General features: G+C 59.6%; 19 protein-coding genes. 11 read left to right on the top strand and 8 right to left on the bottom strand.

The window, feature by feature from the left end:
- Nucleotides 1–58: 58 nt before the first annotated feature.
- Nucleotides 59–310 (bottom strand): hypothetical protein, encoded by a 252-nt coding sequence (locus FFS45_RS22545; RefSeq protein ID WP_137956840.1) that lies wholly within the window; start codon nt 308–310, stop codon nt 59–61.
- Nucleotides 311–904: 594 nt separating this feature from the next.
- On the opposite strand from FFS45_RS22545, the gene FFS45_RS22540 reads away from it, so the two are divergent.
- From FFS45_RS22540 to FFS45_RS22525, 4 genes are all read left to right on the top strand, one after another.
- Nucleotides 905–2179, top strand: coding sequence for a NupC/NupG family nucleoside CNT transporter (locus tag FFS45_RS22540; protein WP_137956839.1), 1275 nt, complete (start codon nt 905–907; stop codon nt 2177–2179).
- A gap of 113 nt (nt 2180–2292) precedes the next feature.
- The gene (gene deoA, locus FFS45_RS22535) at nt 2293–3615 is read left to right on the top strand and encodes a thymidine phosphorylase (RefSeq protein WP_137956838.1); all 1323 of its coding nucleotides are present in this window, start codon (nt 2293–2295) and stop codon (nt 3613–3615) included.
- 35 nt (nt 3616–3650) lie between these two features.
- Nucleotides 3651–4058 carry a cytidine deaminase gene (locus tag FFS45_RS22530; protein WP_137956837.1) on the top strand — a complete coding sequence of 136 codons (408 nt, stop codon included), beginning with the start codon at nt 3651–3653 and terminating at the stop codon, nt 4056–4058.
- Nucleotides 4059–4068: 10 nt separating this feature from the next.
- On the top strand, nt 4069–5043 hold the full coding sequence (locus FFS45_RS22525; protein ID WP_137956836.1) for a nucleoside hydrolase: 975 nt from the start codon (nt 4069–4071) through the stop codon (nt 5041–5043).
- A 72-nt stretch (nt 5044–5115) separates the two neighbouring features.
- On the opposite strand, the gene FFS45_RS22520 is transcribed toward FFS45_RS22525, so the two are convergent.
- Nucleotides 5116–6444 carry an aspartate aminotransferase family protein gene (locus FFS45_RS22520; protein WP_137956835.1) on the bottom strand — a complete coding sequence of 443 codons (1329 nt, stop codon included), beginning with the start codon at nt 6442–6444 and terminating at the stop codon, nt 5116–5118.
- A gap of 289 nt (nt 6445–6733) precedes the next feature.
- On the opposite strand from FFS45_RS22520, the gene FFS45_RS22515 reads away from it, so the two are divergent.
- Entirely contained in the window at nt 6734–8149 is a 1416-nt protein-coding gene (locus FFS45_RS22515; RefSeq protein ID WP_137956834.1) for a PLP-dependent aminotransferase family protein, read from the top strand.
- Between the two features lie 44 nt (nt 8150–8193).
- Here the strand turns inward: FFS45_RS22515 and FFS45_RS22510 are convergent, their stop codons facing one another.
- From FFS45_RS22510 to FFS45_RS22485, 6 genes are all read right to left on the bottom strand, one after another.
- The gene (locus tag FFS45_RS22510; protein WP_137956833.1) at nt 8194–8814 is read right to left on the bottom strand and encodes a LysE family translocator; all 621 of its coding nucleotides are present in this window, start codon (nt 8812–8814) and stop codon (nt 8194–8196) included.
- Nucleotides 8815–8941: 127 nt separating this feature from the next.
- The gene (locus tag FFS45_RS22505; RefSeq protein ID WP_137956832.1) at nt 8942–10192 is read right to left on the bottom strand and encodes an acyltransferase; all 1251 of its coding nucleotides are present in this window, start codon (nt 10190–10192) and stop codon (nt 8942–8944) included.
- Between the two features lie 297 nt (nt 10193–10489).
- Complete coding sequence (locus FFS45_RS22500; protein WP_137956831.1) at nt 10490–10879, bottom strand: cupin domain-containing protein; 390 nt, start codon at nt 10877–10879, stop codon at nt 10490–10492.
- Between the two features lie 69 nt (nt 10880–10948).
- Complete coding sequence (locus FFS45_RS22495) at nt 10949–12103, bottom strand: hybrid-cluster NAD(P)-dependent oxidoreductase (RefSeq protein WP_137956872.1); 1155 nt, start codon at nt 12101–12103, stop codon at nt 10949–10951.
- A 13-nt stretch (nt 12104–12116) separates the two neighbouring features.
- Nucleotides 12117–13373: an aromatic ring-hydroxylating dioxygenase subunit alpha gene (locus tag FFS45_RS22490; RefSeq protein ID WP_137956830.1), complete on the bottom strand. Its 1257-nt coding sequence runs from the start codon at nt 13371–13373 to the stop codon at nt 12117–12119.
- 113 nt (nt 13374–13486) lie between these two features.
- The gene (locus tag FFS45_RS22485; protein ID WP_137956871.1) at nt 13487–14425 is read right to left on the bottom strand and encodes a LysR substrate-binding domain-containing protein; all 939 of its coding nucleotides are present in this window, start codon (nt 14423–14425) and stop codon (nt 13487–13489) included.
- Between the two features lie 580 nt (nt 14426–15005).
- Here FFS45_RS22485 and FFS45_RS22480 point away from each other — a divergent pair.
- The 6 genes from FFS45_RS22480 to FFS45_RS22455 all read left to right on the top strand — a co-directional run bounded on the left by FFS45_RS22480 (nt 15006) and on the right by FFS45_RS22455 (nt 22023).
- Nucleotides 15006–16295, top strand: coding sequence for a glycine betaine/L-proline ABC transporter ATP-binding protein (locus FFS45_RS22480; RefSeq protein WP_137956829.1), 1290 nt, complete (start codon nt 15006–15008; stop codon nt 16293–16295).
- Nucleotides 16292–17179: a proline/glycine betaine ABC transporter permease gene (locus FFS45_RS22475; protein WP_137956828.1), complete on the top strand. Its 888-nt coding sequence runs from the start codon at nt 16292–16294 to the stop codon at nt 17177–17179. Before FFS45_RS22480 ends, FFS45_RS22475 begins: the two co-directional genes overlap by 4 nt.
- A gap of 111 nt (nt 17180–17290) precedes the next feature.
- Nucleotides 17291–18172 carry a glycine betaine ABC transporter substrate-binding protein gene (locus tag FFS45_RS22470; protein WP_137956827.1) on the top strand — a complete coding sequence of 294 codons (882 nt, stop codon included), beginning with the start codon at nt 17291–17293 and terminating at the stop codon, nt 18170–18172.
- A 172-nt stretch (nt 18173–18344) separates the two neighbouring features.
- Nucleotides 18345–19640 carry a serine hydroxymethyltransferase gene (locus FFS45_RS22465; protein ID WP_137956826.1) on the top strand — a complete coding sequence of 432 codons (1296 nt, stop codon included), beginning with the start codon at nt 18345–18347 and terminating at the stop codon, nt 19638–19640.
- Between the two features lie 155 nt (nt 19641–19795).
- Nucleotides 19796–20686 carry a dihydrodipicolinate synthase family protein gene (locus FFS45_RS22460; RefSeq protein ID WP_137956870.1) on the top strand — a complete coding sequence of 297 codons (891 nt, stop codon included), beginning with the start codon at nt 19796–19798 and terminating at the stop codon, nt 20684–20686.
- 5 nt (nt 20687–20691) lie between these two features.
- The gene (locus tag FFS45_RS22455) at nt 20692–22023 is read left to right on the top strand and encodes an FAD-binding oxidoreductase (protein WP_137956825.1); all 1332 of its coding nucleotides are present in this window, start codon (nt 20692–20694) and stop codon (nt 22021–22023) included.
- The last annotated feature ends 2 nt before the right edge of the window (nt 22024–22025 follow it).

Here is a 22025-nt window from a genome sequence, read left to right as displayed (position 1 = left end):
CAGGACCTGCTGGGTGCGGATCGGCGGAATTCCCGTGCCGTCGCGGCAATTCCGCCCACTACTCCTCCGCGTCGTGCTCGGCGACAAAGCGTCGCAAATACGCGAGCACGGCCGCTTCGGCGGCACGATGATCGGCGCAGCTTTTCGATCCGGCGTTCTCTTCGTCGCCGAACAACGTGGATGGTGCGTTGTGCACGTCCACCTCCTGCCCCTCGCGAAATACGCGAATCTCGTGGACATCCCCGGCATATTCGGCAATCCAGTGGACGCCTTCGATATGGGCGCCTGCCCGTATGGTGGGTGTTTTCATGCGGCGTCTCCCGTCTGGCCGGCTGGCCGATGACCGGTGGCCGGACAAACGGCGCCGGCCCTTGCTGTAACCATACGCCGTCCGGCGATGAAATGTCCGGTTCTTACGAAAAGCCTTGTACTTTATTTTTTTGTTCATCTATAACCTGACCGAAAGGACAGGATTGCAGTCCGCTAGCGCTTGCCATGCGCGATGCATCGGTTGAACGCCTTGCCACGTCATGACCGGGTTTCGCTGCGCTGCGGCATCCTGTCTTGCCGGCCTTGCGAGCAGCCAATGGCTGGACGTAAGCGGCCTGGCGCGGCACTATACGTGGCACGCCCAGGCGGGCTACAAAAAATAGCAGGCTATAAAAATTCGACAGTAAAGATGCAAGGAGGAAGATAGGTATGCGAAGGAAAGTTGCCCCCGCCGCACAGCCGCACTCTCACACAAGCGCTTCACGACAGCGTCATTCTCCGTGACGCCGCGCTGCGCTGCAGGCCGCGGCGTTTCCTCAAGCCAGGCCGCGCGCACTCGCTTTAGCGGAGCGGCTTAAAAGCCATCCCGCTGTACATCCCTTCGCTCCCCCCATTTCTCTACAGCGAGCACAACGTGGATATCGTACGCAGTCTGTGTGGCATTGCTTTACTGTTGCTGATTGCTTATGCGCTGTCGACCAACCGCAGCGGCGTTCGTTTGCGCACCTTGATTCCTGCGCTGATTGCCCAGGTGGCGATCGGCGCGCTCGTGCTGTTCGTGCCGATCGGCAGTGCAGCGCTTGCCGCCGCTGCGCGCGGTGTCAATCACGTCTTGCAGATGGGCGACCGTGGCGTGTCGTTCATGTTTGGCGGACTCGTCGACGAAAAGATGTTCCAGTTGTTCGGCGGCGGCGGCTTCGTGTTTGCGTTGCGCGTACTGCCCATGATTATTTTTGTCACCGCGCTGATCGCGGTGCTGTATCACATCGGTGTGATGAAGTGGATCATCAACGGTCTCGGGGTCGTGTTTGAGAAGCTGCTTGGCGTGACGCGTGTCGAGGCCTGTTCCGCCGTGGCGACTATCTTTCTCGGCCAGAGCGAGATGCCGGCTTTCGTAAAACCGTTCGTGCGGCAGATGACCGCTGCTGAACTGTTCGCGGTGATGTCGAGCGGTATGGCTTCCGTGGCGGGGTCCGTGCTGGCTGGCTACGCGGGCCTGGGCGTCAACCTCGAGTATCTGCTGGCGGCTTCATTTATGGCCATACCGGGCGGCCTGCTGTTTGCAAAGGTGATCTTCCCGACCACGGAGCCGAGCCGCGTCGTGCTGGAAGGGCTCACTTTCGACGAGAAACGCTCGGCCAATGTGATCGAAGCGGCTGCGGCGGGAGCGGCGGTTGGCTTGCGCATCGCCATCAACGTCGGTGCGATGCTGATCGCTTTCATTGGCCTGATTGCACTGCTGAATTCGACCGTTAGCGGCGTGGCCGGCATGTTCGGCCATCCGCAGATCACACTGCAAAGCCTGCTGGGCTGGGCGTTCGCGCCGCTCGCGTGGTTGATCGGCGTGCCGTGGCACGATGCGCCGCTGGCCGGCAACTTTATCGGCGAGAAGCTGATCCTCAACGAATTCGTGGCGTATGTGGATTTGTCGCCGTACCTCAAGGGCGCGCAGTCGGTTGCCGCAGCCGGGTTGCAGGTGCTGGATCCGAAGACGCTGGCTATTGTGTCGTTCGCGCTGTGCGGCTTTGCTAATTTTTCCTCGATTGCCATTCTCACGGGCGGCTTTAGCGCGGTGGCGGTGGAGCGCCGCGCCGAGGTCGCACGCTATGGCTTGCGTGTGGTGGCAGCCGCCACATTGTCGAACCTGATGAGCGCGGCGATTGCCGGTATTTTCCTGACGTTTCATTGAAGTGTGCGTGACGTGGTGCGGCATTGCCCTGAACTGTGCCGCGTGCCTGACACGTTGAAGCTGGGCAGTTACCGTAACGCCAGGGTCTCCTACATTTTGTTGGGCCGATCATCATGTCGTTGACGCAGGAAATTATCCGCAAGAAGCGCGACAGGCAACCGCTTAGCCGCAACGAGGTCGCCGAGTTCGTGCAGGGCGTCGCCGACGGCAGCGTCAGCGAGGGACAGGTGGCTGCGTTCGCGATGGCGGTGTACTTCAACGACATGAGCGTCGAGGAGCGGGTCGCCTTGACGCTGGCGCAGCGCGATTCCGGCCGGGTGCTGGAATGGCATGACTACGATCTGCCGGGACCGCTGATCGACAAGCATTCGACAGGCGGTGTCGGCGATCTCACCTCATTGCTGCTCGGGCCGATGGTCGCCGCATGCGGCGGCTTCGTGCCGATGATCTCGGGCCGCGGCCTTGGCCATACCGGCGGGACGCTCGACAAGCTCGCCTCGATCCCCGGCTATGACCTGGTGCCGCCAACGCCGGTATTTCAGCGTGTGGTGCGCGAGGTCGGGGTGGCGATTATCGGTCAGACCGCCCAACTCGCACCGGCGGACAAGCGCATCTATGCGATCCGCGACGTCACGGCGACCGTTGAATCAGTGGCGATGATAACGGCGTCGATCCTCTCGAAGAAACTTGCCGCAGGGTTGGCCGCGCTGACCATGGACATCAAGGTCGGCTCGGGCGCCTTTATGCCGAGCTATGAGAAGTCGCTGGAACTGGCGCGCAGCATCGTCGATGTGGGCAACGGCGCCGGCATGAAGACTACGGCCGTGCTCACCGATATGAACCAGCCGCTCGCTTCTTGTGCGGGCAATGCGCTGGAGGTGCGCTACGCGATCGGGTATCTGAGCGGGCGCATCCGTCCGGCGCGCGTTCATGAGGTTACGCTGGCGCTGGCGGCACAGATGCTCGTGCTGGGCGGCCTTGCCGCAGACACGGCACAGGCCCGTGCCAGGCTACACGTGGCGCTCGATTCAGGCGCGGCAGCGGAGCGCTTTGCACGCATGGTGCATGCGTTAGGCGGCCCGGCAGACCTGCTCGACGCACCCGCGCGCCATCTTGGCGAAGCGCCTGTTGTGATGACGGTCAAGGCGCCGCGCGCTGGTTACGTGACGCGCATCGATTGCCGGGCGCTCGGATTGACGGTGGTTGGCCTCGGTGGAGGCAGACGACGTCCCGAAGACGCGATCGATTATCAGGCCGGTTTGACAGACCTCGTTGAACTTGGACAATACGTCGAGGCGGGCGCGCCGTTGGCGCGGATTCATGCGCGCGATGCGTCGGCGGCACAGCGGGCGGCGCGCGATATCCAGGCGGCCTGCACGCTGGACGAAACTCGTGCAGCCGTGCCGTCCAGCGTGTACGAACTGATCGACCAATGATTCAGCAAGATCGCTGATCCCGATGCGGAGGAGTAGTGAAACGCAAACAACTGATTGATGAGGCACGCAAGGCGCGCAAGCGTGCCTATGCGCCATATTCGGGCTTTCTGGTCGGCGCCGTGGTGGAGACTCACGACGGCAAGATCTTTCACGGCTGCAATGTCGAGAACGCGTCATACGGCCTGTGCAATTGCGCTGAGCGCACGGCGCTGTTCAGCGCGGTGGCGGCAGGGTATCGTCCGGGGCAGTTCAAAACGCTGGCGGTGATCGGCGCGACCGACGGGCCGATTGCACCGTGCGGCGCCTGCCGCCAGGTGATGATCGAACTGGGCTCGCCGAAGCTCAAGGTCGTGCTGTCCAATCTGGACGGCAAGGTGGAAGTGACCAGCGCCGGCGCGCTGCTGCCGGGCGCGTTCTATCTCGAACCTTCGCACACAACGTGAGTGTCCAATCATGCACAAGGTAATTTACGACACGGACCCCGGCGTCGATGACTCGATGGCGCTGGTGTTTCAGACGCGTCATCCGGAGATCGAACTGATCGGCGTGACGTCCGTGTTCGGCAACGCGACGATCGAAACCACCACGCGTAACGCGGTCTATCTCGTCGAACGGTTTGCCAAGCCCTCGGTCGTGGTGGCGCGCGGAGCGGGCAAGCCATTGCGCCGCGCGGCACCCGAGCCGATTCCGCATATCCACGGGAACAACGGCCTGGGCGACATCGACCTGCCGGAGCTGAAAGATGACGGCCGCGCCCGCCTCGATGCAAGGCCGGCGCATCGCTTCATCATCGATGAGATCCGCAAGCATCCGCATGAGATCAACCTTGTCGCGGTGGGACCGCTGACCAATCTCGCGTTGGCGTTGCAAGAGGACCCCGAGATCCAGCACCTCGTCAAGCAGGTCATCATCATGGGCGGCGCGTTCGGCATTAACGGGGTGTTGGGTAATGTCAGCCCCTGTGCAGAGGCGAACATTTCTGCCGATCCGGATGCAGCCGATCAGGTCTTCGCTGCAGCCTGGAAAGTCACGGCAGTAGGACTCGACGTGACGCAAAAGGCGGTGATGAGCACCGCGTATCTCGACCGTCTCCGTCAACACGGCGGCGAGAATGGGCAATTTATCTGGGACGTGTCGCGTCACTACGAACATTTCCACATCGCGAGTTCGGGCGTGCACGGCATCTATGTGCACGACTCGTCGGCAGTGGCGTATCTCGTGGCTCCCGAACTTTATCGGATCAGGCGTGGGACGGTGCGGGTGGTGGTGGAGGGACTGGCAATCGGCCAGACGATTCAGAAGCCCGCGGCGATGGGCGTGCCGGCACCTGACTGGGACACAGTCCCTCAGCAGGATGTCTGCGTGGATGTGGACGTAGAGGGTTTTCTGCAGCTCTACTACGAGACCATCGTCGGGCACGCTGCGTGATACGCAGCGCAGCGTGTCCGGTTGACGGGCAGCGGCGCAACGCCGCCGCCCGCTGCGGGTTACTGAATCGGGTTACTGAATCGTGGCAAGCACGTCGCGCACGGTCTTGAAGATGTGCTGGATCTGCTCTTCGTTAATGATGAGCGGCGGGGAGAAGGCGAGGATGTCGCCCGTGAAGCGGACCAGCACGCCTGCCTCGAAGCATTTGACGAAAGCCTCATAGGCACGGGCTGCCGGTGCGCCCTCGCGCGGCTCGAGTTCGATCCCTGCCACCATGCCGAGATTGCGAATGTCCTTCACATGTCTGGCGTCGCGCAGCGCGTGAGCAGCCGTCTCGAACGCCGGCGCCAGCGATTCCGCACGCGCAAACAGGTCTTCGCGGCGATACAGGTCGAGCGTTGCCACAGCGGCCGCAGCGGCAGCCGGGTGCGCCGAATACGTGTAGCCGTGGAACAGTTCGATCGAACCTTGCGCGCCCGCATTGACGATGGTGTCGTGAATCGTGCGGCTGGCCGCCACCGCGCCCATCGGGATGGCGGCGTTGTTGATGGCCTTGGCCATCGTCAGCAGGTCCGGCGTGACGCCGAAGTACTCGCTTGCCGTTGCCTTGCCCAGACGCCCAAAGCCTGTAATCACTTCGTCGAAAATCAGCAGGATGCCGTGCTTGGTGCAGATGTCGCGCAGTTTCTGCAGATAACCTTGCGGCGGAATCAGCACCCCGGTGGAGCCGGCCACCGGTTCGACGATCACCGCGGCAATCGTCGACGCGTCGTGCAGCGTGACAATGCGCTCAAGCTCGTCCGCCAGATGCGCGCCCCACGCAGGCTGGCCCTTCGAGAACGCGTTGTGTTCGAGATTATGCGTGTGCGGCAGATGGTCCACGGACGGCAGCAGTGCGCCGGAGAACGTCTTGCGGTTCGGCGCGATGCCGCCCACCGAAATGCCGCCGAAGCCCACCCCGTGATAACCGCGCTCGCGGCCGATCAGACGCGTGCGCTGACCTTCGCCGCGCGCGCGGTGATAGGCGAGGGCAATCTTGAGCGCCGTATCCACCGACTCCGAACCCGAGTTGGTGAAGAAAATCCGGTCGAGGCCAGCCGGCATCAGCTCGGCCACTTTCGCCGCCGCTTCGAACGCGAGCGGGTGGCCCATCTGGAAGGTCGGCGCGAAGTCGAGCGTGGAAAGCTGCTCGGTGACCGCGGCGACGATCTCATCGCGGCTATGGCCGGCATTCACGCACCAGAGGCCGGCGCAGCCGTCGAGCACTTCGCGCCCGTCGGTTGAGCGGTAGTACATGCCCTTGGCCGATTCCAGCAGGCGCGGCGCAGCCTTGAACTGGCGGTTGGCGGTGAAGGGCATCCAGAAAGACGACAGATCGTCGATGACGGGGCGCGAAGTCATGGTTATCTCCTCGAAGTGGTCTACCAAGCGGATTGCCTGCGATCGAAGGCAGTCCCTGTGGAATGGGGCGTTGCGAAACTGTAGCGTCCGCGGTTAAATGGCGGACATAAACAGTTGATGCACTGCGCTGCTAACTGTGCAGGCCAAGTTGCCTTAACTGTGTTGGTCACTTTTGCTCATTTGTTTGTTCATTCGCTTGCTCATTTGCGGCCATTGACGTGTTCTGCCCCTTGCCCGCCTGCGTCAATGCAGGTCCGCTCGCTCCACCCGCCTCATTGCGTCCGCCGCCATGATTGAACTTGAACTGGAACGCGACCGCCGCGCCGCGCCCACCCTCGTCGAACAGCTCGTTCAGGGTTTTGCGCGCGCTATCGAGGCGCAATCGCTGCGGGCAGGGGCGCTGCTGCCCTCGGTGCGGCAACTGGCGTCGAGCCACGAACTGAGCACCTTTACCGTTACAGAAGCATACAACCGTCTGGTTTCGATGGGGCTGGTCGTCGCGCGGCGCGGCTCGGGCTACCGGGTGGCGGCGCGGGTGCAGGCCGCCCGCGCGAGCGCGACGGATTGGCAGCCACCCAGCCTCACCGCGACCTGGCTTCTCTCCGACGTGTTCGCCGATCATTCGGTGCCGATCAAGGCGGGCGGCGGCTGGCTGCCGAACGAATGGATCAACGAAAGCGGCCTGCAGCATGCGCTGCGGGCGATGAGCCGGGTGCCGGGGCCGCGCATGGGCGACTACGGTCATCCGTACGGATTTGCGCCGCTGCGCGAGCGGATTGCCGGGCAACTCGACCGCCATGGCTTGCCGGTCGAAGTTTCGAATGTGCTGCTGACGCGAGGCGCGACCCAGGCGCTCGATCTGATCGTGCGCACGCTGCTGCGGGCGGGCGACGTGGTGCTAGTCGAAGACCCGGGTTACTGCAACCTGCTGCAGATTCTGAAGCTGGCGGGGCTGGTCGTGTATGGCGTGCCGCGCACGCCGGCGGGCGTCGATACCGAAGTGCTTGAAGAACTGGTGGCGGCGCACCGGCCCAAGGCGATGTTCGTCAACACGACGCTGCAGAACCCGACTGGCGCAACCTTCGGCATGGCGGCGGCGTTCCGCCTGTTGCAGATTGCCGAGCGGGCGCGCATGTGGGTGATCGAGGACGACGTGAGCCGCGAACTCGCGCCGCCGGGGGCGCCCCTCTTTGCGGCGATGGAAGGCTTGCAGCGGGTGCTGTATGTGGGTGGCTTCTCGAAGACGGTCACGCCGGGGCTGCGCTGCGGCTATGTAGTGGCCGAGCGCGACGTGCTGCGCGAACTGGCGCGCACGAAGATGGCGGTGGGGCTGACGTCTTCGGAGACGATCGAGCGGATCGTCGACAAGGTGCTGCTGGAAGGGCGCTATGCGCGTCACGTCGAGGACGTGAACGAGCGGCTCAAGGCTGCGCATGCCGTGGTGGAAGAGCGGCTCGATGCGCTTGGGCTCGAGCTGTTCCACCGGCCGCGGGCGGGGCTGTTTCTGTGGGCGCGCTTGCCGATTGAAGCCGAACGGGCCGGGGAGGTGGCGACGGCCGCACTCGCGCATGGCATCTGGCTGGCGCCGGGGTCGTATTTCAGACCGGACGATGCGGCGAGCGCGTGGTTCCGGTTCAATGCGCCGTATTCGACTGAGGACGCGTTGTGGCGGTTTATTGAGCGGGTGGGGGAAGGGGCGGGGTGAGTTCGCCCCTTCCCCCCTTCGCTTGTTTGGCGAGTCTCGTGCGCTTACGCCTGCCCCAGCAACTTGGCCGCAATCGGATACAGCGTCGCCACCAGCGACAGGGCCATCACCACGTTGAAGATGCGCAGCCGCTTGGGGTCTGCCAGCACTTGCCGCATCGCCGTGCCGAAACCGGCCCACAGGCAGATGCATGGAAAGCCAATCACGTAAAACAGCACTGCCATCAGCATCACGTTGTTGCCGAAGTTTTCGCTCACGTGAACCGTGGTGGCGGCGGTGAGCACCATCATCCACGCTTTGGGGTTGACCCACTGGAACGCGATGGCCTCAATGAATTTCATCGGACGGCGCTCGCCCTTGCGCAGCTTCATCTCGCCGGACGTGCCGATCTTCCACGCGAGATACAGCAGGTAAGCGACGCTGGCGATCTCCAGCACTGAATACAGGACGGGGAAGCGGCGGAACGCTTCGCCAAGGCCGAAGCCTACGGAGAGCATGAGCAATACGACCCCCGCGCTAATGCCGAAAAGATGCGGCAGGGTGCGGCGGAAACCGAAATTGACGCCGGAGGCCAGCAACATGGTGTTATTCGGACCCGGGGTGATGGTGGTGACGAGCGCGAACAGGATGCCCGCGGGCAAAGCGCTCAGGGATTCAAAGGACATGGGTGGCTCCGGTGTCGATACGTTCAAGCCAGTTTATCGACCTGGGCCGGTACAGTAACGGTACAGATTTGCTGATGATGGGCGGTACAGATGAGTGCAGGGCAGCCCCGGGCGCCCCGGCGCGTGCCTAAGCCGATGCCCGTGACAAGTCCGCAACCTGTCCCGCGAGAGCAGTTCCTCGCCGTTTCGTGAGCCAGCGCCGGGCCGGCTGTTCGACGTAGCGATACAGCAGGATGGACCCGGCCAGAGAAATCAAAAACGCACAAAGATGAATAGTGGTCGTACTGGATGGCCACATCAGCTTCAGAAAGCTTAGAACGGACCAGTGCGTGATATACAGCGCGAAGCTGGCTTCGCCAAGCGCAACCAGTAATGGGGTTTCCAGAATACGCGTGAAAATGGTTGTCCCTTTGGCGATTGCAACGATGGCTATGGCGAATGGCCCGATGAACCAGCTAAAGCGAATAGCATTGTCGAGCAGCCACAAGGATTCACTTGGACCGCTATAGGGAATCTGCGTCGCGCGATACGCACTGAGTACCAGGCAGAGCGTCACAGTGGCACTGCGGCGACGGGCGCTCGAGAACATGAACGAAAGAGGGTAGCGGTTCGCCCGGGAGGTCACCACGAAATAACAGCCTGCGAGACAGCCGGAGAAAAACTCTGCGTAGCGCAGCACGGGGTTGTAGTAAATCACCATGTAGTTCGTTAAGGGCTGTATTTTGAGCACATAGCCCAGCCAGTAGATAACGCCGACATACAGCATGGTGCTGCCGACGATCGCGGCCAGACAGGCAGCAATCAATGCGCGTGGGCTTCGAAGATACTTAACAATCCCGCGCATAACGAAGGGAAATGTCGCGTAGAAAAAGAACTCCGCCGATAGACTCCACGAAGGCGTGTTGAACACCATGGCGTAAGGTGTTGCGGGTACCCAGGCTTGCAGCCCGCAGAGGTTCAGAAGCCATGACGCCCAGAATTCCGCGCCGGAGTTTGCCAACTGGCCCACTCTGAACCGTTCGATGAGATGCCAGGGCGCATCGAGCAATAACCCAACAAGATACAAGGGATAAATTCTCGCAAACCGTAAGCGGAAAAACTTCCAGGCACGCGCCTCACCGAAAGATCCGCGGAACCAGCCAAAATAGTTGTAGGTGAGAATAAATCCGCTAAGGACAAAGAAAAACGTGACTCCATATTCGCCGGCGATCAGCGTGCGCATAAACCAATCCGGAAGCCTTCCTAGCATGTCGCGATAGTGAAGCGCGAGGATGCCAAAAGCCGCAAGGAACCGCAGACTGGTTAGTGCATGGATCTTGGGCTTGAGGGCTTGTGTCTCGGCAGCATCTTCTCGGAGATCTATTCCGGAGGGATTCATGGAAGCAGAAACTCATCTTGTTGGACAGGCCCAACAAGCAGGATTGATGCCCATGTGGCGTCGAATTCAATGCCTGAATCCGGCAGAGAATTGAAGCGCAAAGAAATCGGCTATCGGAGCGTTTGAATGACGGCGCGAACGCCAATCTCCACGCTACGCCTGTAAAGGAGTATGCATTTCGAGTTAATTCATCTGCCGGGTCTCCCGTCGCACATTGCCAATTTCCCTGCCGGTCATTAGGACGTTTTTAGCGCGTTACGGCGTCCAGTACTCTTGCGTTACGTTACGTATGGCGGTTCAGACGGTCATTCCAGCTCTCGCGACGACCAGCACGATGCAACCCCTAGCCGAAGAACTCGAATGGCTCGAGCCTGCCGGATAAGTCACCACATCGCCGGCCAGGAAGCTGACGCCGTCGCTATCGGTGAATACGCCTTCGGCGACGAAGATGAGCTCGGTTGTATCGTGGCGATGCTCGGGGCCGCGGGCTCCCGGCTCGACTTTCATCCAGTAGCTCGACCACCCGCCCTCCTCGTCATCCGATAAGGGGATCCAGAAATAGCCGGGGATGTCTGTGCCGCCGATTTGCAGCGGACGCCAATCCTCGTCACGAATCCTGTAGTGGTGACGGCCGGCGAAATTGGGGACGCCGACTGAATATGTTTGGGTGCTTCCGGCTGAATTCATAACTACCTCAGGCAACGCTGCGCATTGTCAGAATAAAGGGCGCGTCCTTTTTGCAGGTCTGCTTTCTATCTACAGGTCCAGCACAAGGTCCGATTTGGCACGGCTGCAGCAAAGCAGGCGTAAGCCTTTGTCGATTTCGCGTTGGCGTATTCCTCCGTTGTGTTGCATGTCGACGTCCCCTTCCAGCACGGAGGTCTTGCAGGTTCCACACAGACCTTGTCCGCACGAAGACGGTACCGGTACGCCAGCTTTGCGGGCGGCGGCAAGGATCGTCTCGGTGTCGTCCATCGTAAATGTTCTTCCCGAGCGCGCGAGCCGAACGCCAAACGAGTGGCGAACTCCGGTCGTAACATCGCAAGGCAAAGCCGGAGCGGCCGTGACACCATCGTCCGCAGAAGCGGCCGCGATGTCGAAACTTTCCTGGTGGTACCGGTCCGGATCATGTCCGCCCTCAACCAGTATGTTCCTGACTGACTTCATGTAACCGGCGGGACCGCAAGTAAATACTTCGCGCTCCCTGAAGTCCGGCACCTGACGCTCAAGCAATTCGAGTGACAGTCGGCCCACGGGACCCTTCCAGTTGTCCTCAAAGCCGGTTCCCTCGCATACGTGGAGAACCTTTAGCAGGTTCGCCGATGCACTCAGTTGAGACAGTTCCGTGCGAAAGATGATGTCTTCGGGCGTCCTCGCGCTGTGCAAAAACACGACGTCGCGGTTGAGACCGAGGTCGTAACCGGCGCGCGTCATGGACATGAGCGGTGTTATACCTGAGCCTGCGGACAGATACAGCGACTTGCGCGTTGGGTGAGACGAGGGCGTAAACACTCCTGAAGGACCATACACCTGCAAGGAGCTTCCCGGATGAAGCGTGTCGTGCAACCAGTTGGATACCACGCCTGCTGGTACGCGCTTGACTGTAATCGACAAGGTGTACGGCCGCGTCGGAGGCGAAGATATTGTGTAGCAACGCGTAACCGCCTGCCCGCCGATCTCTACGGAAATCGTCACGAACTGGCCCGGTTCAAAGCTAAACGGAAGACCCTCTTCGGCGCTAAGCGTGAAGGTTTTGACATCATGCGTTTCGTCGACGACGCGGCAACAGATCAAGGTCTTCTTTTCTGCGCTGGACCATCGAGCACCGGCGCGTTCCCAGATCCCCGCATCGGCCAGCCGATCCGCGAAGGCGTTGACCGAAGTACTGCCGGAGTTGCGATCACTAAGCATCATGACAATCCACTTATATCCCGTGCGCAATCAATCTGGCTGCGTACCATTGCGAAAACAGCTCCAGGTAGGCCTCTGTGAATGGAGAGAACGGTCCCGGATCGTAGGCCGGGTCCTGAGTTCCGCGGTAGTTGATTGCCACCAGGTTGGCGTCTTGCATGTTCGTGGCTACCCATACCTCAGTTAATCTCTTCAGATCGTAATCGACACCTTCGACAGCGTCCTGATGAACCAGCCATTTGGTACGCACAAGCGTTTTGTCCGGAGCAAGCGGAATAATGTACGAGACGACTGCATGGTCGCTCATTACATGGGTCCACGAGTTATGCGTCCACATGTGTACGTCACCGAGGTCGCGACGCTGCAAGTCAGCAAACAGTCTGCTGCTTGCGACCCGAGTGTCCATGGTTTGCGACTCCCCGCTGCCTGCGATGACAAGGCGCTGCGTCCGAAAGCCAGTGGCGATATCGGGCGCAAGTTTTTCGACAGTGCTGCAAACGAGTCCCTCTTGCTCCCAACTGGAGACGCTCGCAGCTGTGCGCGTGCGGTAAGCGTCGAGTGCGCGCTGGGACGCTTCGCTTAGACCGTCCGGGCAAAATTCGAAGTCTTCAGGAAGGAAAGATGCCGTTAGCTCAGGATGGGTTGCACTGCAGTGATAGCACTCACGGTTGTTCTCCATCACGAGCTTCCAGTTGCCGTTCTCGATAATTTCAGTCTCGTGTGCAATTTTGGTGTGGGCCAGGTCGTACGTCGCAAACCTCGGCACCATCGTTTCTTCGAGAACATCCATATCGCCGGGCGCTTCATCCGCCAGGCACACAAAAATATGCGTGCCGACGATGCGTGTCTTTACCTCGATAAGGCCGCGGCAGGAGCGGTCGAAATCGATGCCCATGTGGGTCGTGTGTTTCAGTTCGCCATTGAGGTCATAGGTCCATTGGTGATACGGGCATACAAGCATGCCGACCGTGGATTTGCCTGCGTCCTTGAGCCGTGCTCCGCGGTGCCGGCAGACATTCCGGTAAGTGCGGATATTCTCGTCGTCGTCGCGAACAATGAGAATGGATACCTTGCCGATATCGATGGTCGAGACGTCACCCGGTTCGGGCACATCAGCCGTGACGCCGACCAGAATCCAGTGCTTGTGAAAGAAGACATCGACATCTGTATCGAACACATCCTTGCGCCCGAATAGTTCACCGGGCATGCCGTGACCTGGCCGGCGGCTGCGAATCAGTTCAGCGTGTGTTTTGAACCTTGCTTCAGACATCGATCGCCCCTTGCACGTTTGGACCGTCGCGATGCTCGTGCATCAACGTTATGAATCCAGTATTGAAGGGACGAAATAGGGCGTCAATGCGCTTTATTCTTCCTCTCGCATTACTACAGGTTATGCGAGACCTCCACCTCGCCGCGCAGCCAGTCAATCACACTGCTTGTTGTCTGGCTTATCGTGCGGCCGTGCGGGATAACAGCAAAATAGGAATCGCTGACCTTGACGGACACATTGGTGAGGCGCACCAGTTCGCCCGCCTTGAGCAGACCGCTCAGGAGCCTGTGCCATCCAAGCGCTATGCCTTGCCCTTGAAGCGCGGCCTGTATCGCGTCCGTATAAAGACTGCATCGGAGTGCGTAATGCAGTCTTGGCGGTTGCGAACCGGCGGCGTGGAACCATTCCTCCCAGTTCATCCAGCCTTCCGATGTCGAATCGGATTCGATCAACGGCGTTTTCATCAGGTCTATGAGCGATTTTGGCGAGCCGTTGGCGAGCAGCCACGCGGGCGAGCAAACCGGAAATACCTCCTCGTCGAACAATAACGACGATGTCCCGTCTCGCCATTTCCCGTTGCCGTAGCGCACGGCAATGTCTACTTCGTTATGGCGCAAATCGGCGGTGAACATCTGCGTCGTCAAGCGAAGTTTCAACTGGGGTTGGCGGTGCTTGAGAGCAGGGAGCTGTGGGAGGACCCGGAAATGTGAAAAGGCTGCAGTGGTCGCAAGTACCAGCTCTTGTTCCTCGGCCCCGCTCGAGAGCCGGTCGAAGGCTCCTGCAATCCGCTGCATCGATTCCGCCACCGCGAGGTAAAGCGCTTCCCCTTCGCCGGTGAGTTTGATTGAGCGGTGCAGCCGATGGAAAAGACGAACGTTCAGCGATTCCTCGAGGAACCTTACTTGCCTGCTCACGGCGGCCTGCGTGACTCCCAGTTCATCCGCTGCCAATGTAAAGCTGCCTAGCCGCGCGACCGCCTCGAATTCAACCAGGGCCGTCAACGACGGTATGAGCCGTCTGTACCCTTTCGCTCCTTCGGCTACTGCTTTCATCTTCTGATTCTGGTCTGAGAAAAGGTTTGTATGGGAGGTGGTCATGCGCGCGCCGTTGGCCGCCGTTGGCTTTTGATGATATTCGAGAATCGTCTCCGCAGACCGGATAACCCGCGCGGACGCACAGCTCAGTGTTTCCCCTGGAAGGAGTGCCAGTTGCCGTGGCGGTTTGCGCTCTGACCGGCCGAACGCGTTGCCCCGTGGGCGTTCCCGGGCGCCACGGGCGCGCTGTTCGCGCACGCCTGACGCGATGCATAACCTGAGGTATGGCAAAGAGGGCAGAAAATGTAGCTAGTTAGAGGTATTTGGCGATGTACGCTTTCATCAACGCAACAAACATTGAAGATGCAAAGCACGGCAGCCGAAAATTTTAAGCGTATCGCGAAGAGTGGTGAATTATGCGACGACCCAATGCGCGCTGCCTTTAATAGCTGAGATGGCTTCCGGTGCTTGACCGTACGGCAGTCGCAATGCTCATCCCTGACCCGAACCAGACCGTTGAATCACGCGCGTTTCCCCGCGCGTAACCGAGTCGATCGTGGGTCGCCAGGTTTTGGAACTTGCCAGTTGGAATGACAGAATGACCCCAAACCTTACCTTCGCGTCGGAAGAGGCGGTGTATCCGAGCGTCCCTACGTCGAACGCTGCGTCGTCAGTCGCAGCCCCCGCATTTGCGCCGGTGAATGAAATTCTTACGGTTCAAAATCTCTCGAAGATTTTCGGCCCGAAACCCGATCGTGCAGTCGAGCTGCTTAAACAGGGTCTCGGGCGCAATGAGATTTTCGAGCAGACCGGCAACATGGTTGCGGTCGACAACGTGAGTCTTAGCGTTCGTGCAGGCGAAATTTTCGTGATCATGGGACTTTCCGGCTCGGGGAAATCCACGCTTGTTCGTCTGTTGAATCGGCTGATTGAACCCACCTCGGGAAAGGTTGTTCTCGAAGGCCGCGACATCGCGCCCATGTTGACGCCTGAATTGCGCGAGGTTCGTCGCAGAAAGATGGCCATGGTGTTTCAGTCATTCGCCTTGCTGCCCAATCGAACCGTTATCGACAACGTTGCATATGGCCTTGAAGTCGCGGGACTGAAGAAGAAGGAGCGCTACGAAGTCGCGCGAAGCGCGCTGGTTCGCGTTGGGCTCGGCTCGTACGAGAAGCTGTATCCAGGCGAGTTGTCGGGCGGTATGCAACAGCGTGTAGGCCTTGCACGCGCGCTCGCTGTGAATCCATCCGTTCTGCTGATGGATGAGGCCTTCTCGGCGCTGGATCCGCTGATCCGGTTCGAGATGCAAAACGAACTGCTGCGCCTACAGAAGGACGAGCAACGCACCGTTGTCTTCATTTCGCACGACATCGAGGAAGCCATCAAGATTGGTGGCCGCGTTGGGGTGATGAAGGATGGCCGGCTGGTGCAGGTGGGCACGCCTGTGGAACTCATTCAGTCACCCGCTGACGACTACGTGCGTAACTTCTTCCGGAACGTTGACGTTTCGCGCTTTCTCACGGCATCCAGTTTTCTGACGAAGGTCGACCGTGGCCTGATTTCATGTGATATCGGAACGTCGTCTGAGCGCTATCTGAACCAGCTCATCGACGCGGGTGTCGACTGCGGATACGTCTGCGATGAAGCCGGTCAATACCAGGGATGCGTTACGCCGGCGTCGATACACAAGTGCGGAGCCGGACCGATCCGTGACGCACTGCTGCGCGACATCTCGCCCGTTTCGACGGACGCCGATTTGCATGAGCTATCCGCCATCGCTCTGGGCCAGGAACACGACGTACCCGTCGTCGACGCGGCGGGTAAGCTTGCCGGTGTCGTTTCGTGCCGCACGATTCTGAAACAGGTTATGCAACGGAGAGCATCATGAATTCGTCGTTTATCGGGCAGGCCGCAGAGAACGCCGTCAACTTCCTGTTCCTCCACTTTCGAGGCGGCTTTGATGCCTTTTCTGCGGCCCTCGGCGCTGTGGTCAAACTGCTTGAAGACGGGCTTGGTGCGATTCCGTTTCTTGCCATGCTGGTGGCGTTCGTTGCGATCGCGGTTTGGCGCAAAGGCCTGGTGTTCGCCGCGTTTGTCGGTATCGCGATGGAGGTCATCCATTACATGGGACTTTGGGCGCAAACCATGTCGACCCTTGCCCTGGTGATTGCCGCAACCTTCTTTAGCCTGCTGATCGGTATTCCGCTTGGAATCTGGGGCGCCCGCAACGGGCGTGTGGAGGTCATCGTGCGCTCCCTGCTGGATTTCATGCAGACCATGCCTGCCTTCGTCTATCTGATTCCAGCGGTCATCCTGTTTGGGCTTGGCCGGGTGCCGGCGGTTATCGCTACGATCGTCTTCGCCATGCCGCCTGTCGTACGCCTTACCACGCTCGGCATCAAGCAGGTACGCGAGGAATTGATGGAGGCGGGCCGGTCGTTTGGCAGCACAGACTCGCAGCTCCTGTGGAAGATTCAACTTCCCAATGCGTTGCCGTCCATCATGGCCGGCATCAATCAGACCATCATGATGGCGCTCTCGATGGTTGTGGTTGCTTCGATGATCGGCGCCGGTGGCCTGGGCGAATATGTCCTGAGCGGGATTCAGCGACTGGACATTGGGATTGGCTTCGAAGGTGGCCTTGGCGTCGTTCTGCTCGCCATCATTCTTGACCGTCTGACTGAAAGCTTCGGCGTTAAATCAGCCAAGGCCAAGAGTAAGGCGCGCAAGTCCAGGCCAGCTACACGCGAGACAACCCAGCCTCAGTCTTAGTGAATTCTGCGCGGAGGAGCTGAAACCTGCGCCGCGCGATCAGGCAGCAGCAAAACTCGCAGCTACGGAATAACAAAGCTGGAAATTCTTTCGATAATAGAGGAGTGCTATATGAATGCCGGAATGCTAAAGTCGTATCTTGTAAGGGTTGCCGCCTCGACGCTTTGTGCGTTCGGTCTGTATGGTGGCGCAGCGGTAGCGGCGGAACCCGTGAAAATTACAATTACAAACTGGGCGGACGTCCTGGCCGTTGCGAACGTGGCGAAATATGTCATGGAGACCCAACTCCAGCAGCCCGTGCAGTTCGTTCAAGCGGATATCGGCATCCAGTACCAGGGCGTTGCGCGTGGCGACGTCGACCTGATGGTCGGCGGGTGGCTGCCGGTCACACACGCCACGTATTACGCGAAGTACAAGAACGATATGGATGATGTCGGCATCATCTACACCGGCGGCAAAAACGGCTGGGCAGTTCCGGCGTATGTGCCTGAGTCCGAACTGTCGTCGATTTCCGACCTCAACAAGCCGGACGTCAAAAGCAAGCTGAATAGCACGATTCAGGGCATTGAACCCGGTGGCGGCCTGATGCAGGCCTCTGAGAAGACCATCAAGGAATACGGCCTGGACGGCTACAACCTGCAGGCTTCGAGTGAAGCAGGGATGCTGGCCTCGGTATCGCGTGCTTACCAGTCGAAGCAGTGGATCGTCGCCACTGTGTGGAGCCCGCATTGGCTCTTTCAGAAGTGGCAGATGCGCTATCTGAAGGACCCGAAAGGCACGCTGGGCGGCGAAGAGCAGATTCACGCGTTCGCTTCCAAACAGTTTGCCGGCAAGTTTCCCCGCGCCGATGTGTTCATGAAGCACTTCAAGCTGACGCTTGCCGATGTGGAGGCCATTGAGTTCGAGGGCAACAGCAGCAACGACTACGCCACCGCAGCGAAGAAATTCGTTGAAGCTCACCCGGAAAAATTGAAGGCGTGGCTTGCGCAGTAAGGTTGGCTGGTGGACGTGTGCAGAAGGGCGTCAGCTCTTTCTGCTGTGCCGGGCGCCGCATCGATTAATGCGGCGTAGTCGGCCGAGTGCCGTCCTTGCTCGGAACACGAGCGTTGATGCACGGGTTGATGCTTCAGGAAAGATTGATTTACGACTATCACGGAGTATGTCTGTGAACGATAACGTTCGATTCTTCTCAGAGAGCCTGCAGGACCGTGACCCGGTTATCTCGTCGGAAATTGCGCTGGAACTGCGACGTCAGCAGTCCCAGATTGAAATGATTGCGTCCGAGAACATCGTGTCCGCGGCAGTGATGGAAGCGCAGGGAACCGTCCTGACTAACAAGTATGCGGAGGGCTACCCGTCGAAGCGTTACTACGGTGGATGTGAACACGTGGACCGTATCGAAGCGCTCGCTATTGACCGCGTCAAGTCCCTCTTCGAATGCGAGTTTGCCAACGTGCAACCGCACTCCGGTGCTCAGGCGAACGGCGCCGTCATGCTTGCGTTATTGAAGCCGGGTGACACGATACTTGGCATGTCGCTGGACGCTGGTGGCCATCTGACGCATGGCGCCCGTCCCGCTTTGTCGGGCAAATGGTTTAACGCGGTTCAGTATGGCGTGAACCGGGAAACCCTCCGCATCGACTATGAAGAAGTCAGGCGACTTGCCGAGGAGCATCGTCCGAAGCTCATCATCGCCGGTTATTCGGCCTATCCGCGCGCACTCGACTTCGCAAAATTTCGGGAAATTGCCGACAGCATCGGTGCAATGCTGATGGTGGATATGGCGCACATCGCTGGAATCGTCGCAGCCGGCCGGCACGAGAATCCGGTTCGTTTTGCGGATGTGGTGACTTCTACCACGCATAAGACACTTCGCGGTCCGCGAGGCGGTTTCATTCTCACGAATAACGCGGACATCGCTAAAAAGATCAACTCTGCCGTTTTCCCCGGATTGCAGGGGGGGCCGCTTATGCATGTCATCGCCGGAAAGGCAGTGGCATTTGGGGAGGCCCTGCGTCCCGATTTCACGGCTTATATTGACCAGGTCCTGCAAAACACGCAGGCGCTCGGTGAGGTATTGAAGCTGGGCGGCGTGAATCTCGTGACAGGCGGAACAGACAATCATCTTCTCCTTGCCGACTTGCGGCCAAAGGGCTTGACCGGTACGCAAACCGAAAAAGCTCTGGAACGAGCCGGCATTACCTGCAACAAGAACGGTATTCCATTCGACACGGAAAACCCAACGGTGACCTCAGGCATTCGCCTTGGCACACCGGCTGGAACGACGCGTGGATTTGGCGTCAAGCAGTTTGAGGAAATCGGCACCCTTATCCTCGAAGTGCTCTCTGCATTGGAAAGACAGCCGGAGGGTGACGAACTGGTTGAACGGCCCGTGCGAAGCCAGGTCCGCGACATGTGCGCCCGCTTCCCCATTTACTCGCATGCGGAACCCCTGATTTAGTCATGCTGCGTAGCGTCGCTTGCACCGTGCTGCGCATTCGAAGAGTTGGCCATTAAAAATTTTGTCGCTGCGTTCAATGGCATCGCACGCTTTCATATTCGCTTAAGTGAAGACGCAAACGATCGCAGTGACAGCCTGAAAGAAGAGAGGGAATGATGAGCTTCAATGGAGTACACGCGCCTTTGGTTACACCGTTCAAGGCCGATGGAGAAATCGACCACGACCTGCTGGGGCAACACGCCGTCGACCTCGCCGGACGAGGCCTCGCCGGACTTGGGATCGGCGGCACGACGGGTGAATACTATGCGCTTAGCTTCGAGGAGCGTGTGCATACGTTTCATACCGTCGCGAACGCTGCGGGGGGAAAAACCTTCCTGACGGCGGGAATCAATGCTACGACGACCCGCGAGGTCTTGCGGCTAGGGCAGGAAGCAAAGAAGGCTGGGCTCTCCGCGTTGCTGGTTGCCGCGCCGTATTATGCGCAGCCGACTCAGGATGAGTTGCTGCAACACATGCTGGCGATTGACGACAGTCTCGACATGCCCATCATGCTCTACAACTTTCCTGCACGCACGGGTACAGCAATCAGCGATCGCGTGCTCGAAGAACTGCTTGAGCGCCGGAATTTTGTCGCCATGAAGGAGAGTACCGGCGACATCGCGCATCTGCACCACCTTGCCACGCATTTCAAGGACAAGCTTGTGCTGAGTTGCGGCATGGACGACCAGGCGCTCGAATTCTTCGTCTGGGGAGCCCAGAGCTGGGTGGCCGGCGCGGCTAACTTTCTTCCTGAAGTACACGTTGAACTGCTCGAAGCCTGTGCCAAACGGGGCGACTTTGCAACCGGCCGCAAGCTAATGACCCAACTGTTGCCCGTGCTGGAATTGCTCGAACGAAGCGGTAAGTTTATCCAGTATGTCCGCTATGGATGCGAGCTGGCGGGCAAGCCGGTAGGCAACGCTCGCGCGCCGCTTGGAACGCTGACGGATGATGAGCGTCGCGACTTCGCGAAGCTGGTGCAGCCGCTGCTGCGCAACGGACGTTGATTTGCATGGCCTCGAAGCTTGAATTTGCTCGTCTTCCTGCCCCTGACGGTGTCAACGGCTGGTGGGAGAGTCTGCCTTCGCCACCCGCTGCGAAGCTGTTGCGCGGCGAGCGGCGATTCGATTTTGTGGTGGTCGGCGGGGGCATTACCGGACTTTGTGCGGCGCGGCGTCTGGCCGAACTGGCGCCGGAGGCGTCCGTTGCGCTAGTCGAGGCGGACCGCATCGGCCGCTCGACCGCGGGCCGCAATTCGGGTTTTTTCGTTGACCTGCCGCACGACATCAGCAGCGAGAGCTACTCAAGAAGCGTCGACGCCGACAAGGCAGACGTGCGGATGCAACGGCACGGGATTGACTACGTAAGGTCGGTGGTTCGTGAGCATGGCATTCAGTGCGATTGGCGCGACGACGGCAAATTCCACGCGTCGGTGAACAGACGTGGTAAGGAAGCGCTCAAGCATTTCGCAGATGGATTGCAACGCATCGGCGAGAATTTCGAGTGGCTCGACGAGGCTGGAATCGCGAAAGTCACGGGCACGTCGTTCTACCACGGCGCGATATTTACTCCCGGGTGCAGCACTGTGCAGCCGGCGGCATTGATGCGTGGTTTGTCGAGCACCATGCAGCCGAATGTCGAGGTGTTCGAGCTCAGTCCCGTCAGACGGCTGGAGCATATGTCTTCGGAGAAACTGCTCTCGTTCGCTGAAGGAACAATACGCGCCGGCAACGTGGTTCTTTGCACCAATGCCTATGCGGCAACCTTCGGTGACCATCCGAACGGTCTGCTCCCCGTGTACACCTTCGCTTCGTTGAGCCGCGTCATGACATCGGCCGAGGTCGAGGCATTAGGCGGTATCGATTCGTGGGCGTTGATACCGGCGGACCCGATGGGTACCACCATCCGGCGTCTCAGCACCAACCGCATCTGTATCCGCAATCACTTTGCCTTTAGACCGGGACTGGAAGTTTCGCAGGCGGATTTGCGCAAAGCAAGACATCTGCATCAGCGTTCCTTCGAGCGCCGCTTCCCGATGTTAAAGAACGTCGAGCTGGAATACACGTGGGGCGGTGCGCTATGCCTGTCCGCAAACAGCGGAGCGTTGTTCGGGAAGAGGGACGATGGCCTGTATCAGGCGATTGGTTGCAATGGACTGGGATTGAGCCGCGGTTCTGCGTCAGGAAAGGTTATTGCTGAATACGCGTTGGGAATGACGAACGACATGACTGAGCAGCTTCTGAACCAGACGAAACCGCGCCCGCTACCCGTACGCCCGATTGCCGACGTAGCAGTGTCAGCTGCCATATGGGTCAAGGAATTCTCGGCTGGTGCCGAACTTTAATT

It is taken from the genome of Burkholderia sp. 4M9327F10 (genome assembly GCF_005503145.1).
Classification (GTDB): Bacteria; Pseudomonadota; Gammaproteobacteria; order Burkholderiales; family Burkholderiaceae; genus Paraburkholderia.
This window is presented reverse-complemented; position numbering and strand designations above follow the sequence as displayed.